The organism is Microbacterium sp. NPDC058269, assembly GCF_042881445.1.
GTDB lineage: Bacteria > Actinomycetota > Actinomycetes > Actinomycetales > Microbacteriaceae > Microbacterium.
Window position 1 is genome coordinate 809,984 of sequence record NZ_JBHVXT010000002.1, and the last position, 17,010, is coordinate 826,993.

Below are 17,010 nucleotides of genomic sequence, written 5' to 3' on the forward strand. Positions count from 1 at the left end.
CCAGCGGGGTCCTCCGGCCCAGCCCCAGGAGTCCTCCATGCCCCGTCTGCACAGTGCAGCGGCGGTCGCGGCGGTGTGCGCCGTGAGCGCCGCCACCCTGCTCGCCACTCCCGCCGCCGCGATCGGCGCCGACCCCGGCATCCGTTCTTCCGAGGTGATCTCGGCTGCTCCGAGTCTCGTGCTGAACGAGATCGTCTACGACGATGCTGCGACCGGCCTCGCCGACCAGGTCGAGATCTACAACGCCGGAACCGAGACGGTCGACCTCACCGGATGGACCATCGCCGATGAGAAGCGCGACAGCTTCGGCAAGGCTCCGGATGGCACCGCGCTCGCACCGGGGGAGTTCCTGGTGCTCGTGAAGGACGTCGACTTCGCCTTCGGACTCGGCAAGGGCGATGAAGTCGTGCTCTTCGACCCGAGCAGCACCGAAGTCGACTCCTACGCCTACGAGAACACCGCGCCGCTGTCGGTGTGGGCGCGCTGCCCTGACGGCACGGGGGCCTGGGCGCCGGCGACGACAGCGACGCCCGGCACCCCGAACGACTGCGCGGTCGCTCCCGTCGCCGGCTCCATCGTCATCAACGAGGTCGACTCGCAGCCCGCCGACTGGGTGGAGTTCTACAACCCCGGCACCGAGGCGCTCGACATCTCGGGCTACGAGATCCGCGACAACTCCGACGATCACCGCTGGCAGTTCCTCGCCGGTACCCAGATCGGTGCGGGGCAGTTCCTCCTCGTCGAAGAGGGCACGATCGGGCTGTCCGGAGGTGTCGAGGCCGCGTTCCGCGAACCGATCGGCATCGGCAGCGCCGACCGCATCCGGCTCTACGACGCCTCGGGCTCGATGATCGACGACACTCTGCCGTGGCAGGGGCACGCGGCGATCGACGGCGACTTCGCCGCAGCCACCCTGGCGCGCTGCCCCGACGGCGTCGGTGCGTTCGTGCTCGCGCACCCGACTCCCGGTGCCACGAACACGTGCGTCATGCCCGACATCGTGATCAACGAGATCGAGTCGAACGGCGACACCACCGACTGGGTCGAGGTCGTCAACACCGGCAGCACGGCGGTCGACCTCTCCGGCTGGACCGTGATGGACGGCGACCCGGTCGGTCACGCCGGTGAGACCACTCCGCTGCCCGCAGGCACGATCGTGCAGCCCGGCGGCTACTTCGTGTTCGATCAGCCCGCGAACTTCATCTTCGGTCTCGGCAACGGCGACACCGTCACGATCCGCGACGCGAACGGCAACACCGTCGACGAGCACGTGTACGCCGCGCATGCCGCGGGTGTGCTCGCGCGGTGCGCCGACGGTTCCGGTGATTTCGCCGACATCGCGGTTTCGACCCAGGGTTTGCGCAACGCCTGCGGCAACCCCGTGCGCATCAACGAGGTCGAATCCGACGGCGGATCGCCCGACGACTGGGTGGAGCTCGTGAACCCGACGAGCACGGTGCTCGACGTCTCGGGCATCGTGGTGAAGGACGACGACGACACCCACGCCTACGCGATCTCCGCGGGCACGACGATCGGCGCGGGGGAGTACCTCGTGATCGAGCGGGCACAGCTCGGGTTCGGCCTCGGTGCCGGCGACGCGGTGCGGGTCTTCGACGGCGACCTGCTCGTCGATGAGGCTTCCTGGGGCGACGGCCACGCGTCGACGACCTGGGGTCGTTGCCCCGACACCACCGGAGCCTTCGCGGTCACGGCGGAGTCCACGAAGGGCACGGCGAACGTGTGCGCCGGCGAGGTCGCCGTGGCGACGTGGCCCGGCTCCGCCGACGTACGCGTGGTCGACAGCATCCCGACGTTCCTCGAGGACAGCTCGGGACTCGACGTGCAGGAGACCGCCGACGGCGCGTTCCTCTGGGCGGTCGACAACGGCGAAGGGCGCATCTGGAAGCTCGAGGCGCACGCCGACGGCTCGATCGCGAAGGTCGCCGGCTGGGATGCGGGCAAGCGCGTCCGCTTTCAGAAGGACGCCGCGAGCCCGGGTGCTGCGGGCCCCGACACGGAGGGCATCACGGTCGACGGAGACGGCTTCGTGTACGTGGCGTCCGAGCGTGACAACAGCGCCAAGGGCGTGAACCAGAACGTGGTGCTGAAGGTCGACCCCGAGTCCGCGAACGGCGACCTCGTTGCTCAGCAGGAGTGGGATCTGACCGCGCTTCTTCCGGCCGTCGGCGCGAACCTCGGTGTGGAGGCCGTGCAGTGGGTGCCGGACGCCGCACTCGCCGGAAAGCTCTTCGACGACAACAAGGGCGCGGCGTACGACCCGAAGGAGTATGCCGGTCACGGCGACGGGCTGTTCTTCGTGGCGGTCGAGGACAACGGCCACGTCTACGCGTTCGCCCTCGGATCGGACGGTTCGGCGACGCTGGTGTCGGAGATCGCTCCCGGGCTCACCGGAGTCATGGCGCTCGACTACGACAGTGTGCGGAACACCCTGTGGGCCGTGTGCGACGACGGCTGCCAGGGTCGATCGGCCGAGATCACGCTGAACGGCACCGTGCAACCGGGCATCGCCCACTACGCCCGCCCTGCCGGCATGCCGGACATCAACAACGAGGGCTTCGCGACCGCGCCGGCCTCGCTGTCGATCGACGGTCAGCGTCCGGTGTGGTGGTTCGCCGACGGCTTCGCCTCCGAGGCACTGCGCACCGGCACGCTCCCCGGAGTCGGTGAGAACCCCGGCGGCGAGAACCCGCCGCTTCCGGGCACCGGTCTCATCGACGGCAACCGCAACGGTCTGACGGTGAACCCGTCGGTGGCCACCCGCGGACAGAAGGTCACCGTCACCCTCGATGCGGACAGCGCCGGCAAGGACGTGGCGGTGTGGATGTACTCCGACCCCACGCGGATCGCGACGGGCGCCCTGACGGCTGCCGGCGCAATCACGGTGACCATACCGGCGGATGCACCGCTCGGGGCGCATCGGATCGCGGCGTTCGACGCGAACGGCGCAGTCCTGGGCTGGGCCGACATCCGTATCGCCGCAGGCGGTGGCGCGGCCGCGGGCGGGCTCGCCGCGACCGGTGCCGAGCTTCCCGTGGCTGCGGTGGCGCTGGCGCTGGCGCTCCTGGCCGGTGGCGCCGTCGCCGTTCGACGCCGGAGGCACGCGGCCTGACCTCGGAGGGGCGCACGGGTCCACTCGTGCGTCCCTCGATCGCAGCGGGCATCTCACGGGGTCGCCGAGCGGGCATCATCGCCGCGTTCGGCTGCACCCCTGGCAGATGGTCGGGCTCAGCCTGGTGTTCATGGCGCTCACGTTCGTGGTCTTCGCGCTGTACGGAGTCTTCGCGGCCACCATGCGCGCCCAGGTGCTGGGGCGTCCGAAGGTCATGACGTGGCTGCGCCGCTCCTTCGCCGCGACGTACGTGCTCCTGGCCGGACGTCTCGCGCTGGAGACCCGGTAGCTCCCGCGGGACGCCGGGTCGTGAGCAGGCCTCCGGCCGGCATCATGCCGTGCCGCGGTGTCGGTGCCGACGCCTAGACTCATAAGGCCATGACCGAAGCTCCTCTCATCGTCCCCTCCACCGCCGGTCCTCGCTCGTCGGGAGCCCCGGGGCAAGACGATCTCCTCGCCGGCCTCAACCCTCAGCAGCTCGAGGCCGTCACCTATCGCGGCCCGGCGCTGCTCATCGTCGCGGGTGCCGGATCAGGCAAGACGAGCGTGCTCACCCGACGCATCGCCTCGCTGTTGCGCGCACGCGAGGCGTGGCCGAGTCAGATCCTCGCGATCACCTTCACGAACAAGGCCGCGGGCGAGATGCGCGAGCGCGTCGAGGGACTGATCGGCGACGCGGCGCGTGGCATGTGGATCTCCACGTTCCACTCCGCGTGCGTGCGCATCCTGCGCCGCGAGGCCGAGCAGTTCGGGTACACCAAGTCGTTCACCATCTACGATTCGGGCGATTCGCGCGCTCTTCTCAAGCGCCTGGTCAAGGAGCATGAGGCCGATGCCTACGGGCTCACGCCCGCGTCGGTGCAGTCGCGCATCTCCAAGCTGAAGAACGAGCTGTCCGACGCCGAGTCGTATGCGCGCCAGGCCAACATGAGCGACCCGGCCGAACGGGTCTTCGTGGAGGTCTTCGCCGACTACCAGCGACAGCTGCAGAAGGCCAACGCCTTCGACTTCGACGACCTCATCGGTCAGACGGTGTACCTGTTCCGGGCCTTCCCGCAGGTGGCTGACACATATCGCCGTCGTTTCCGCCACATCCTGGTCGACGAGTACCAGGACACCAACCACGCGCAGTACTCGCTGATCCACGAGCTCACGCGCCCCGTCTCTGGTGCTGCCGGGGCGGCGCCGGATCCGTATGCCTCCAACGGCATGATGATCTTCGAGCCCGATCCCGCGCCGACGGCGGATGCCGGTGAGCCCGGTGCATCGCTCACCGTGGTCGGCGACTCCGACCAGTCGATCTACGCGTTCCGCGGTGCCGACATCCGCAACATCAGCGAGTTCGAACGCGACTTCCCCGGCGCCAGGGTCGTTCTGCTCGAGCAGAACTACCGCTCGACGCAGAACATCCTGTCGGCAGCGAATGCGGTGATCGGCAACAACTTCGACCGCAAGGACAAGAAGCTCTGGAGCGACCGGGGCGAAGGCGATCTCATCATCGGCTTCACCGGCTACTCGCAGCACGACGAGGCGCAGTTCGTGGCCGACGAGGTCGAGTCGCTGCATCGAGCGGGCATGCCCTACTCCGAGATGGCGGTGTTCTACCGCACGAACTCGCAGTCCCGTGCGCTCGAGGAGATCTTCATCCGGTCGGCCGTGCCGTACAAGATCATGGGCGGCACGAAGTTCTACGACCGTGCCGAGATCAAAGACGCGCTCGCCTACCTCGTCGCGGTCGCGAACCCGGCCGACGAGATGTCGGTGCGACGAATCCTGAACAAGCCTCGACGCGGTATCGGGGATGTGACCGAGACAGCCATCGCGCGGTTCGCGGAGGAACACGGCATCAGTTTCCGCGATGCGCTGTCGATGCCGGGCCAGCTCGGCGTCGGGCCGAAGATCCAGGCGGCGATCGCCAAGCTCGACGCGGTGCTCACCGAAGCCACCGCGATCATGATCCCGGCCACCGGAGAGCTGCCCCCGCCCACGACCGTCGCCGACGGCCTGAGCGTCCTGCTGGGCAAGAGCGGCTACCTCGACGCGTTGCGCGCGAGCCGCGACCCGCAGGACGAGGCGCGCGTCGAGAACCTCGACGAGTTCGTGGCCGTCGCCCGCGACTTCGCCCGCAACAATCCCGAGGGCACGATCGTCGACTTCCTCACCGAAGTCGCCCTGGTGTCCGACGCCGACGACCTCGACGACGAGTCGGGGTCGGTCTCGCTCATGACCATGCACACGGCGAAGGGCCTCGAATACGACGCGGTGTTCGTCACGGGTGTGGAGGAAGACCTCATCCCGCATCGCATCTCGGCGGGCGAACCCGGGGGGCCGCAGGAGGAGCGTCGACTGTTCTACGTCGGCATCACCCGCGCTCGTAAGCGTCTGCACCTCTCCCTCGCCATGACGAGGGCGCAGTTCGGCGAGGTCACGGTCGCGATGCCCAGCCGCTTCCTGCAGGAGATCCCCGCGAGTCTGATCGATTGGCGGCAGTCCCCGGGAGACGTGAACTCGCGCGGAGGGATGCAGTCGCGCGCACTGAACGCGCGTCGCCAGGGCGGCTTCGGCGGCTCGGGCTCCGGCGATCGTTTCGCGGTGAAGTCGCTGCCGGGGCGCGACTCTTTGAAGCCGCTGTCGACGGCGATGGACAAGTTCCCCAACAGAGTCACGGCCAAGATGCGCGACAACGGCGACCTCGAACTCGCTGCCGGCGACCGCATCCGCCACGTCGACTTCGGCGAAGGGCGAGTCGACGCGGTGACGGGCGAGGGCGCGAAGCGCATCGCCCATGTGCGATTCGACTCGGCAGGGCAGAAGAAGCTCCTCATCAAGGTCGCACCGATCGAGAAGATCTGACATCTCCGCGGGTGTTCCCGCTTCGGCGAAACACCGGCCGGATTGCCGGTTAGGCTGGCTCATATGGCCCTCTTCTCCCGCCGCAAGAAGTCCGGTGACGATGCCGTCGCCTCCACCGCCGAGGCTGTCGAGACCGACGCCGCGCAGGCCGAGAACGCGCAGGCCGATACCGGCACCGACACCGACGAGAGCGCGACGACCGAGAACATGACGGACGAGCAGTCCGTCGCTGCGCCCTCCATCGGAATCTCGGTGCAGGCGTTCCGGGGCGTCGGCGCAGAAGCCGGTCCTGAAGTGGCGCTTCCCGCCGCAGAGGGGCTGCCTGCTTCCGACGCACAGCCCGTTGCAGCGGCACCCGCGGCGCCGCCGACGCCGCCGCGTCCGGCCGCTCAGCCCGAGACCCCCCAGGAACGGCGGCTGCCTCTCGCCTCTGCGCTGCCGCCGGAGCAGACCGAGACCGTCGCCGGCATGAAGGACAACGTCCTGCTGCGTGAGGCCCTCACGGAGATCGAGACGGGCGCGACCAACGACCAGCTCCTCGGCGTGATGCGTCAGGCGCTCCAGGGGCACCTGTACATCCGCGTGAACGGCGATGCGCGCGCACAGATCAGCGAGGGCAAGGCGCTCTCCGTCGCCGTCGTCCGTGACAGCGAAGACCGTCAGTTCATGCTGGCATTCAGCTCCGCGCGTGCGGTGCGCGACTCCGTGCAGCTCGAAGCAGATCCGTCGGCGACGTCGGCAGTGGCCCAGCCCGTCACCTCGGTGCTGCAGCAGGTCGTCTCCGGTGATTTCGCCGGCCTCATCGTCGACAACGCCTCGGCGCCGCACCGAGTGGTCTTCCCGACCGAGCTTCTCCAGAAGACGCTCGAACAGGCCGATGTCGACATGACGGTGAAGAGTATCCTCGCCGCACCGCGCGAACAGGATTCCGTCTTCAAGGTCGGCGAGGCCCTCGCGACCACGCGGATGTGGGTCGCCGTCAACGACGGCTCCGGCGGCGGACCTGTCGGCATCGCCGAGGCGCAGACGACCGACGGACGCCGGTTCCTGCAGCTCTTCTCGCACCCTCTCGAGGTCATCGCGCTCGGGCGCGGCGATCGTCCGCTCCCGTTCGCGCCCGAGCAGCTGGCGAAGGTGCTCACGAGCCATACCGACATCGCCGGCGTGATCGTCGACTCGGCCGGTCCCTCGATCGTCGTGGAGCGAAACGCCCTCACGCCGGTCCTCGTGCTCGCGGTCGACCTCGGCGACTGACCGGACTCCCTCCGAGTCGAACCCCGCGCGCCGTCGAAGCGCGCGGGGTTCCGTCTGTCCGGGCTGCGCTCTAGGGTCGGAGCATGGCCTCAGAACGCGTGACCCTGACCGTCGCCGACTCCGATGCTGAGCGCGAGGTCTCGCTGTCCAGCCCGAACCGCGTGGTGTGGCCCGATCTCGGCATCACCAAGGCCGAGCTGGCCGAGTACGTGCAGCTCGTCGCGGTGCCGTTCCTGGCCGCGAACGGCAACCGCCCGGTCTCGCTCGAACGGTTCCGCGACGGCATCGGTCCCACGGGTGGGGCACGAGCTGAGGGTTTCTTCTCGAAGAACCCGCCCAAGGGCACCCCCGATTACGTCGACGCGGTCACCGTCACCTACAACAGCGGTCGTCAGCATCCGCAGATCGTCCTGAACCGTGCGAGCGCGATCGTGTGGGCCGTGCAGATGAACACGATCGTGTTCCACCCCTGGGCCTCGCTCGCCACCGACCCCGACAACCCCATCGAGCTGCGCATCGACCTCGATCCGCAGCCGGGCACCGACTTCGCGGATGCTGTGACAGCCGCACACACCCTGCGAGAGGTGCTGCGCGAGGCGGGACTGGAGGCCTTCGCCAAGACCAGCGGCAACCGCGGACTCCACGTGTTCGCACCGATCGAACCGACCCACGAGTTCCTGGACGTGCGGCATGCCGTGATCGCCGCCGGGCGCGAGCTGGAACGACGGATGCCCGATCAGGTGACGACGAACTGGTGGAAGGAGGAGCGGGGCGAGCGCATCTTCGTCGACTTCAACCAGGCGAACCGCGACCGCACGATGGCCGGCGCCTACAGCCCTCGCGCGCTTCCCGGAGGGACCGTCTCGACGCCGGTGACCTGGGACGAGCTCGACGGGCTCGACCCGACGGCGTTCACGGTGCGCAGCATCCCGAAGCGTCTGGAAGAGGTTGGCGACCCGTGGGCGTCGATGCAGGACGATCCGGGACGCATCGACACGTTGCTGGAGTGGTGGGAGCGCGACAAGGGGAACGGACTCGGCGAGCTGCCCTTCCCTCCGGAGTTTCCGAAGATGCCTGGTGAGCCTCCGCGAGTGCAGCCGAGCAAGAAGGTCGCAGCGAACTGGGACGAAGACGGCACCCCGGCGGAGAAGGACTGACACCCCTCAGCTCAGGACATCTCAGCTCAGGACATCTCAGCTCAGGACATCGGCGAGGTCGTAGCCCGCGACGGTGTCCAGCTGTTCGTAGGTGCATGAGCGGGCGTCGCGATCGGGGCGCCAGCGCTCGAACTGCACGGTATGGCGGAACCGCGCGCCTTCGAGCTGGTCGTAGCGCACCTCGAGCACCCGCTCCGGGCGCAGCCGCACGAACGACACGTCCTTCGAGCCGCTGAAGCGTGAGCGCTCGCCCTCTGCCGTGACGGCGTCGCCCGATTCGTCGCGCTCCACCCACGGGGCGAGCTCCTCGACGAGCTCCTGTCGTCGCACATCACTCCACGCGGCCACTCCACCGACCTGGCGGAGGACCCCGTCGTCTCCGTAGAGTCCGACCAGGAGCGAACCGACTCCCGAGCCGGACTTGTGGATGCGATAGCCGAGAGCGACGACGTCGGCGGTGCGGGCATGCTTGATCTTGAACAGGGTGCGCTTGCCCGGGGCATAGGGCTGGTCGAGGGGCTTCGCGACGACGCCGTCGAGCCCTGCCCCTTCGAACTCGGCGAGCCAGCGCACTGCCGCGTCGCGATCGCGCGTCGTGCGAGTGAGGTGCAGCGGGTGCTCGACCGCCTCCATGAGGGTCTCGAGGCGTGCCCTCCTGGTCTCGAACGACTGGGTGAGCAGATCGTCGTCCCCGGCGGCGAGAAGGTCGAAGGCGATGAACATCGCCGGCGTCTCGACGGCGAGCTTCGCGACGCGTGAGGCGGCGGGGTGGATGCGCTGGCTCAGAGCCTCCCAGTCCAGGCGCTGCGATCCGTCCGGCCCGGTGGCGACGACGATCTCGCCGTCGAGCAGGCACGGTTCCGGCAGCAGCTGGGGAATCGCCTCGACCAACTCGGGGAAGTAACGGGTCAGGGGCTTCGCACCGCGCGACCCGATCTCCACCGTCTCGCCGTCCCAGGCGATGAGCCCGCGGAAGCCGTCCCACTTCGGCTCGTACAGGAGCCCTCCGGGGGCCTTCGCCGGATCGGGGACCGCCGGCACCGCCTTGGCGAGCATCGGCGCGGGGATGTCGTAGCGCATGGTCCCATCCTGGCCGCAGGGGATCCGCGACGGAAGGGGAGGTCGATCAGCCGAAGACGTCGGCGAGGGTCGCGGGTTCTCCCGCATCTCGCAGAGCCGTGCGGGCGGCGTGCCAACCGGCCATGCCGTTCACGGACGGGCCGGGCGGTGTCGAGGCGGAAGCCAGGTACACGCCGTGCATCGGCGTGCGCCAGGGGGAGGGGGAGAGGATGGGGCGCCGCAGCGCCTGACGCATGTCGAACACGCCGCCGGAGATGTCGCCCCCGATCTCCGTGGGGTTGATCGCCTCACGCGACGATGCCGGGACCGCGTGATGCGCGAGGACGAGGTCGCGGAAGCCCGGCGCGTACCGCTCGACCTGGGCGGTGATGAGCGCGGTCGGGTCGAGGTCCGACCCCGGGGGCACATGGATGTACGCCCAGAGCACGGCCTTGCCCTCGGGTGCCCGGGAGTCGTCGAGGACCGACGGTTGCACGGCGAGCACGTACGGTCGCTCGCTCACGTGCCCGGCGGCCACGGCGTTCTCGCTCGCCCAGACCTCGGCGCGGGTGCCTCCCAGGTGCACGGTGGGCGCCCTGGCGACGTCGGGGTTCGTCCACGGGATCGGCCCGTCGAGGGCGAAGTCGACCTTCGCGGCTCCCGGGCCGTAGCGGTACGAGCGGACGGCCCGTGCGTAGCCCGTGGGAACGTCGGGGTGCGTGAGCGCGAGCCGCGGGGAGGTGTTCAGCAGCAGCAGATCGCCCCGCCGAGGGTCGCCCCAGTCCAGCGTCCCGAGGTCGGTGACGGGAGTGCCCGCCTCGATCGTGCCCCCGTGCTGCTCGATGTCGGCGACCATGGCGTCGGCGATGCGCTGCGCACCTCCGCGAGGATAGGGCCAGCCGCCCGCGTGTCCGAGGGCGGCGAGCAGCAGCCCGGCGGCGGCGCCCGCGAGGGAGGGCTGCGGGGAGTTCGCGTGCGCGACGACCCCGGAGATCAGCGCCGCCGCCTCCTCGGTGCGGAAGGCGTGAGCGGCGAGAGGCGTGCCCTGATCGAGCATCCGGATCGCGAAGCGTGCGGCGGTCACCGGGTCGCGGGGGAGGCGCAACAGCTGATTGCCGGTGAAGTCGACGACGCCGTCGATGTGGCTGCTGAGCGGACGCAGGCGCGAGATCCAGGCGGATCCGTCGACTCCGAGGTCGGCCGCCGTGCGCTCGATGTCGCGCCAGGCGATCGCGGCGCGCCCGTCGTCGAGCGGGTGCGCGTAGGAGGCGTCGGGACGTATCCACTCGAGCCGCCGATCGAGGCCGAACGCCTGGAAGAACGGAGAGGAGAGGGCGGCCGGATGCACGGCGGAGCAGACGTCGTGCCGGAAACCCGGAAGCGTGGATTCGCTCGTGCGCACCCCGCCGCCGATCGTGTGGGCACCCTCCAGCACTCGCACCTGATAGCCGGCGCGTGCCAGCGTCACCGCGGCAGCCAGCCCGTTCGGACCGGATCCGATGATCGTCGCCTGAGCCATGAGGTCAGTTTGGCACGTATGCGAGCGGAAAACGGTCGGCCGTACCCCTCTGGACATGCGATCCTGGAACAAATGAAAGAAGCACAGGGGCCGACCCCCGCAGGCACCTCCCGTCCATACCGTTCCCTCTCGGAAGCGCTGCGCGCGCACCGCATCGATCCGACGAATCACGCGTTCATCAAAGCCATCGTCGACGGCATCGGCATCAGCTCGTTGATCGACCGCGGTCGCTACATCGAAGCGATCCGCCGTGGCGAGGGGGCGCCCCTTCATATCGGGCGCACCTACACCAACGGCTTCACCGAAGACGAGCGAGTCGTCGTCGGCGCAGTGGCCTTGCGTCTGCAGCCGAGCGAAGGGCGGGCACCGTACTTCTACGTCAGCCACCCGACCGAGCTCCTCCCGATCACTCCGCCGCGCGCTGCGAAGCGCACGACGACTCCGCGGGTGTCCGCGCCTCGCTCTGACAAGCCCAAGCCCGTCGAGGAGCGTGACTACGGAGTGTGCGACGTGTGCTTCATGGTGAAGACTCCGGCCGGCGGCTGCGGCTGCAACTGATCATGAGCGCTGATGCCGGATCAACGGCCGACCAGCCGTTGATCCGGCTCGCCGACCTCATGGGACCCGACGCGGTCGAGGTCGGCGCGGCAGTGGGCGCCTATCTGCAGCAGACCGAGTCCGAGAAGCATCTGCAGGAACACGGATCGGTCCTCGAACCCGACGTGCCGCTTCCCGACCGCTACCTTCTTGAGGTCGACGACCCGGCCGCGGCGTACGCCGAACATCGCGTGCGCGTGGCTCAGCTCGGCGATCGCATCGTCGGGGTCGTGGTGCTGTCGGTGCACGGTGGGGTGGCCGAGATCAAGCGGCTGTGGGCGGAACCCGAGGTGCGCGGACGCGGGGTGGGTTCGGCGCTGCTGGACGCCGCCCTCCGCGATGCGGCCGACCTGGACGCCGCGCAGGTGCGGCTGTCGGTGTGGGACTGGCGTGATGGTCCCGTGCGTCTGTATGAGTCGCGGGGATTCGAGCGCGTGCCCTCGTGGGACGATCGCGAGCGGCTCGTGTGCATGGTGCGCGCGGTCTGAGCGTCTGCTCCGAGCCGAGGGCATCGGCGTGCCCGCGCGTCATTCCGCGGGCTGGGACAGCCGGTATCGGCCGGGGGTTATCCCGACGAGCGGTGTGAACTGCTCGATGAACTGACTGGTTGTGGCCCACCCGCACGTGGCGGCCGTGTCGGTCACCGAGGTGACTAGCTGGGGAAGCGCCCACGCGTCAATTTTGGCACCCGCCGTCTGGAACGCCGAAGCAGTGATCCTGTCCCGTGCAACGATGCACACATGGATCAGTCACATGCAGTAACGCCACGACGCTCAAGAGTGTGGTGGTTTACGGGAGCGGTGACCGCCCTCGTCATCGCGGTTCTCTTCGTCGTAACGTGGGTGGGGAGAAGACCTTCTGGCTTCGTCTGGAGCTCAGAAGAGGTTGTTCCTTCGTGGTGGGTTCTTGCCATAGGCCTGGTCTTCGGCGCCGTGGTTTTCGCCGTTGCGGGCAGAGCTTTGCTCCGTGGCCCGACAGCTGGAACTCTCATTGCATTCGGCTGCGGAGTCGCCTGCTTTGCGTTCTGCGGAACACTCCTCTTTTTCTGAGGGAGCAGGCACGGGTCGGCACGCGATGAGCGCCGAGGGCGTGTCCCTCATATCGCGGGGCCCCTCGGTGTGGGACTGGCGTGATGGTCCCGTGCGTCTGTATGAGTCGCGGGGATTCGAGCGCGTGCCCTCGTGGGACGATCGCGAGCGGCTCGTGTGCATGGTGCGCGCGGTCTGAGCGTCTGCTCCGAGCCGAGGGCATCGGCGTCTCCGCGCGTCATTCCGCGGGCTGGGACAGCCGGTATCGGCCGGGGGTCATCCCGACGAGCGGTGTGAACTGCTCGATGAACTGACTGGTTGTGGCCCACCCGCACGTGGCGGCCGTGTCGGTCACCGAGGTGCCGTCGGCGAGCAGGACGAGCGCGCGGTGCACGCGCAGCTGCAGACGCCACTGCCGATATCCCATGCCGGTCTCCTGTTGGAACAGGCGACTCAGTGTCCGCTCGGCGGTGCCGGTGCGCACGCTGAGGTCACCGAGCGCCACGGGCTGGGCGAGGTCATCCTCGACGATGCGGGCCGCCCGACGCAGACGCGGATCGTGGGGCTCGGGCAGGTGCAGGGGCTGCTCCGGCGCGGTGACCGCCTCGTCGACGATCACTCGGCGCAGGTGGTCCAGTGCGGTGATGCTGCGTGTGGAGTCGGACGTCATCGCCAGCACGGCCTCACGTGCCAGCGGCGTCGCGACGAGCACGGCAGGGGTGGTCGGAAGCGACGAGGAGAGCTCGTCCGTCAGATGGACGATGCGCATGTCCGTGCGACCATGCGCGCGATGACGATGCTCGGCGCCCGCGGGCACCCAGGCCATGCGGGTCGACGGCGCGATCCAGGCGCCCTCGTCGGTGAGCAGCGACAGCACCCCCGATGCCGCGTGCACCAAATGCCCGAGCGGGTGGGCGTGACGCGGCGACGTCTCGGCGTGTGCGAAGCGGTAGGCGCCCTCCATCGGCAACGCGGCGAGGGAGTCGAAGTCGACCAGGTTCAGGTCGACCATTCGGGATGATTGGCGAGTATTCGACATCACGATGCAGTGTACGTGTTTCCTGACACCCCGGGCAGGTGCTGGACTCGAGGCATGAGCACGATGCACGAGCCGTTCGACACCGCCCCGACACCTCTGACCGCGCCGCCCACCCGCCGAGGTGGCGTCCTCACCGGGGTCTACGTGGGCATCGGTCTGCTGATGATCGCCCTGAACCTCCGCATGGGGGTCGCGTCCGTCGGGCCGGTGCTCCCCGCGATCGAGCACGACCTCGGTATCCCCGCCGCCGCGGCCGGGCTGCTGACGACGATCCCCGTGTTCGCCTTCGGCGCCTTCGCGTTCCTCACTCCGGCGCTGACGCGGTTGATCGGGCTGCATCGGCTGCTCGCACTCACGATGGTCGTGGTGGCGGTCGGCATCGCCGTCCGTCTCCTGCCCTCGCCGGTGGCGCTCTTCGGCGGGACGGTGCTGGTCGGTGCGGGTATCGCGGTGGCGAACGTCTGCATGCCTGCCGTGATCAAGCAGGACTTCGCACACCGCGTCGGGCTGATGATGGGGCTGTACTCCACGGCGCTGTTCCTCGGCGCCGCCGCGGCCGCGGCCTTCACCGTGCCGTTCATGACCGCCCTGGACGGGTCGTGGCACGGCGCCCTCGCGATCTGGGCGATTCCCGCCGTGCTCGCGCTCCTGGTGTGGCTTCCCCGGGCGATGCGGACGGTCGCCGACGCGCCGACGGTCGCCGGCGTGCCGCTCGACGCGATCGTGGAACCGCGGGATGAACCACGGATGTCGGCGCTGCGGCGGGACCCGGTCGCGTGGGCCGTCACCGGGTTCATGGGGTTGCAGAGCCTGAGCTACTACGCGGCCCTGACCTGGATTCCGACGATCCTGCACGACGCCGGGGTCTCGGTGTCCGATGCCGGGCTGCTGCTGTCGTACTCCAGCTTTCCCGGGATTGCGGCGGCGCTCCTCGTGCCGACGATGATGCGGCGTATGCGGCCGACGTGGCTCCCGGTCGTCCTGTCCGCGTTCCTCTGCGCGACAGGGCTGATCGGCCTTCTCGTCGCACCCGGCGGAGCCGCGCCCTGGCTGTGGATGACGCTGCTCGGTCTCGGGCAGGGGGCCGCCATCTCGCTGTCGCTGACGTACATCGTGCTCCGTGCGCCGGACGCGAGGCACACGGCGCACCTGTCGACGATGGCGCAGGGAGTCGGTTACCTGCTGGCCGGCTTCGGTCCGATCGGCCTCGGCATCCTGCACGCCGCGGTCGGCGGGTGGGTCGTCCCGGTCGTCGCGCTGGTCCTGCTCCTCGCGGTGCAGGCCATCGCCGGGGCGGCGGCGAGTCGAGAGCGCCACGTGAGTGCCCGACGCCGGTGAGTCGACCCCGAGGATCCTGTCTCAGGCGAACGCGCTCATCCCGGTGATGTCGCGGCCGAGCAGCAGCGCCTGCACGCTCTCGGTGCCCTCGTAGGTGTGGATGGCTTCGATGTCGGCCATGTGCTGCATCACACCGTTCTCGAGCAGGATGCCGTTGCCGCCGAGCAGGTCGCGGGCAGTCGAGGCGATCCGGCGCGCCGCGCGCGTGTTGTGGAACTTCGCGAGCGACGCCTGGGTCGGACGCAGCTCGCCCGCCGTCTCGAGGTCGGCCATGCGCCGGCAGTACAGCTGCATGGCGGTGAGGTCTTCGAGCATGTGGGTGAGCCGCTCCTGGACCATCTGGAACTTCGCGAGGGGCTTTCCGAACTGCACCCGCTGAGTCGCGTAGGCCAGCGCCGCCTCGTAGCAGGCGGTCGCGTGTCCGAGCGCCGACCACGCGACACCGGAACGGGTCGCGTACAGCACGATCGACGCGTCCTTGAAGCTCTTCGTCCCCGGCAGCACGGCCTCGAGCGGCACTCGCACGTCGTCGAGCACGATGTGGGCCTGGTGGATCGCGCGCAGCGAGGCCTTTCCGCGGATCACGCTGCCGGTGTAACCCGGGGTGTCCTGCTCCACGAGGAAGCAGCGCACGGCGCCGTGCTCATCGGCGCCCTCGTCGTCGACGCGTGCCCAGACGAACGTGATGCCGCCGGACGCACCGTTGCCGATCCACTTCTTCGTGCCGCGGATGACCCACTCGTCGCCGTCGCGGCGGGCCACGGTCTCCAGCGACACCGAGTCGGAGCCGTGATCGGGCTCGGTCAGGGCGAACGACCCGAGCACCGAGCCGTCTGCGAGCGCGGTGAGCCACTTCTCCTGCTGTGCGGGGGAGCCGAACAGGGCCAGGGTGCGCAGTGCGAGTCCGCCCTGCACCGCGAGGATCGTGCCCAGTGAGCCGTCCCCGCGGGAGATCTCCATGTTCACGAGGCCGGCGGCCAGCGGCGACAGGCTCGTGAGCGACGGGTGCTGGACGCCGTCGACGACGAGATCCATCTCACCCATCCGGCGCGCGGCCTGGAGCGGATACTCGGCGCGGTCCCAGGCATCCGCCATCTGCGGGGCGACCTCGTCGACGTAGGCCTTCGCTCGGTCCCAGGCCTCGCGGTCGGCGGCGGGGATGTCGGTGAAGACCGCGTAGTAGTCGCTGTCCTGACGTCCGGTGATGTCGTACGACGAGACGCGCTCGCCGGGGAAGGGGGAGGCTGCAGTGCTCATGGGGCTCCTTCGTGGCACCAAGTATCGTACTCCTCGATACTCGGTTCCACGACCCCGCAGCGGGTCGATCTCGTGCAGCTAGTCGAGCTGGGACTGCAGCCTGCGGCTGACCTCGGCGATCGGCATGGAGCGCGGGAACACCGCGACGACCATGTCGTCCGGGGCAGTGACGGCATCTCCGGCGACGCCGTAGCGGCGACGCACATCGGCCAGCGCCGTCTGGAGCGTCGCCAGCGGCACCTTCTTGCGGCCGCGCAGCAACTGACGCAGCACGTGGTTGTGCACCGCCGTCACGAGAGCGGCGAACCCGACGGCGTCCAGCGGGTCGACACCGGGGAGGGCGCTGCGCAGGTAGTCGTCGAACAGTCGCTCGTAGCGGAACACCGTGATGATCTCGCGCTCTCGCAGCACGGGGACCTGGCGCACGATCTGATAGCGGCGTCTGGCGAGCTCCGGGTCGTGGGCGAAGTGGGCGAAGACCGACTCCGAAGCCGCGCACACCGCGCCCCACGGGTCGTCGTGGCCTTCGTCGAGGAACTCTCTGAGCTGCTCCAGCAGCACCTCGTGATCGGCGAAGACCACGTCCTCCTTGCCGCCGAACTGGCGGAAGAACGTCGACCGGGAGACTCCGGCGGCCTTGGCGATCTGCTCCACCGACGTCTGGTCGAACCCCTGGGCGCTGAAGAGTTCGAGCGCCGCGGCGACGACGCCGGTGCGCAGTTCTGCGGATTCGTGCATGGCGAAAGCCTAGACCTCGCCGTGCGACGACGCCGATCCGC

The 17,010-nt window shown here is 69.3% G+C and carries 14 protein-coding genes; 9 read left to right on the forward strand and 5 right to left on the reverse strand.

All coding sequences use genetic code 11. The features are described from left to right. Nucleotides 1-37 precede the first annotated feature (37 nt). The 5 genes from ACFVWL_RS12325 (at nt 38) to ligD (ending at nt 8,394) form a co-directional block, all read left to right on the forward strand. Nucleotides 38-3,130, forward strand: a complete 3,093-nt coding sequence (locus ACFVWL_RS12325; RefSeq protein ID WP_387182947.1) for a lamin tail domain-containing protein — start codon at nt 38-40, stop codon at nt 3,128-3,130. Between the two features lie 130 nt (nt 3,131-3,260). Continuing rightward, nucleotides 3,261-3,419, forward strand: coding sequence for a hypothetical protein (locus ACFVWL_RS12330; protein ID WP_387182949.1), 159 nt, complete (start codon nt 3,261-3,263; stop codon nt 3,417-3,419). An 89-nt stretch (nt 3,420-3,508) separates the two neighbouring features. Next, nucleotides 3,509-5,983, forward strand: coding sequence for an ATP-dependent helicase (locus ACFVWL_RS12335; RefSeq protein WP_387182952.1), 2,475 nt, complete (start codon nt 3,509-3,511; stop codon nt 5,981-5,983). A 63-nt stretch (nt 5,984-6,046) separates the two neighbouring features. Next, nucleotides 6,047-7,237: an SseB family protein gene (locus ACFVWL_RS12340; RefSeq protein WP_387182955.1), complete on the forward strand. Its 1,191-nt coding sequence runs from the start codon at nt 6,047-6,049 to the stop codon at nt 7,235-7,237. 83 nt (nt 7,238-7,320) lie between these two features. Further along, entirely contained in the window at nt 7,321-8,394 is a 1,074-nt protein-coding gene (gene ligD / locus ACFVWL_RS12345; protein ID WP_387182958.1) for a non-homologous end-joining DNA ligase, read from the forward strand. Between the two features lie 36 nt (nt 8,395-8,430). Here ligD and ACFVWL_RS12350 read toward each other — a convergent pair whose 3' ends face one another. Beyond that, nucleotides 8,431-9,474 (reverse strand): ATP-dependent DNA ligase, encoded by a 1,044-nt coding sequence (locus ACFVWL_RS12350; RefSeq protein WP_387182961.1) that lies wholly within the window; start codon nt 9,472-9,474, stop codon nt 8,431-8,433. A 46-nt stretch (nt 9,475-9,520) separates the two neighbouring features. Then, entirely contained in the window at nt 9,521-10,972 is a 1,452-nt protein-coding gene (locus ACFVWL_RS12355) for a phytoene desaturase family protein (protein WP_387182963.1), read from the reverse strand. Nucleotides 10,973-11,044: 72 nt separating this feature from the next. Here ACFVWL_RS12355 and ACFVWL_RS12360 point away from each other — a divergent pair, with 72 nt between their 5' ends. The 3 genes from ACFVWL_RS12360 (at nt 11,045) to ACFVWL_RS12370 (ending at nt 12,618) form a co-directional block, all read left to right on the forward strand. After that, entirely contained in the window at nt 11,045-11,530 is a 486-nt protein-coding gene (locus ACFVWL_RS12360) for a hypothetical protein (RefSeq protein WP_387182966.1), read from the forward strand. A gap of 2 nt (nt 11,531-11,532) precedes the next feature. Then, nucleotides 11,533-12,057, forward strand: coding sequence for a GNAT family N-acetyltransferase (locus ACFVWL_RS12365; protein ID WP_387182968.1), 525 nt, complete (start codon nt 11,533-11,535; stop codon nt 12,055-12,057). A 312-nt stretch (nt 12,058-12,369) separates the two neighbouring features. Further along, entirely contained in the window at nt 12,370-12,618 is a 249-nt protein-coding gene (locus ACFVWL_RS12370; protein ID WP_387182971.1) for a hypothetical protein, read from the forward strand. A gap of 217 nt (nt 12,619-12,835) precedes the next feature. On the opposite strand, the gene ACFVWL_RS12375 is transcribed toward ACFVWL_RS12370, so the two are convergent. Further along, the gene (locus ACFVWL_RS12375; RefSeq protein ID WP_387182974.1) at nt 12,836-13,636 is read right to left on the reverse strand and encodes a helix-turn-helix domain-containing protein; all 801 of its coding nucleotides are present in this window, start codon (nt 13,634-13,636) and stop codon (nt 12,836-12,838) included. A gap of 54 nt (nt 13,637-13,690) precedes the next feature. Here ACFVWL_RS12375 and ACFVWL_RS12380 point away from each other — a divergent pair, with 54 nt between their 5' ends. Next, entirely contained in the window at nt 13,691-14,974 is a 1,284-nt protein-coding gene (locus tag ACFVWL_RS12380; RefSeq protein ID WP_387182976.1) for a CynX/NimT family MFS transporter, read from the forward strand. A 21-nt stretch (nt 14,975-14,995) separates the two neighbouring features. On the opposite strand, the gene ACFVWL_RS12385 is transcribed toward ACFVWL_RS12380, so the two are convergent. Together ACFVWL_RS12385 and ACFVWL_RS12390 are read right to left on the reverse strand one after the other, a co-directional pair. Continuing rightward, nucleotides 14,996-16,231 (reverse strand): acyl-CoA dehydrogenase family protein, encoded by a 1,236-nt coding sequence (locus ACFVWL_RS12385; RefSeq protein WP_387182977.1) that lies wholly within the window; start codon nt 16,229-16,231, stop codon nt 14,996-14,998. Between the two features lie 78 nt (nt 16,232-16,309). After that, on the reverse strand, nt 16,310-16,969 hold the full coding sequence (locus ACFVWL_RS12390) for a TetR/AcrR family transcriptional regulator (RefSeq protein WP_387182980.1): 660 nt from the start codon (nt 16,967-16,969) through the stop codon (nt 16,310-16,312). Nucleotides 16,970-17,010: the final 41 nt, after the last annotated feature.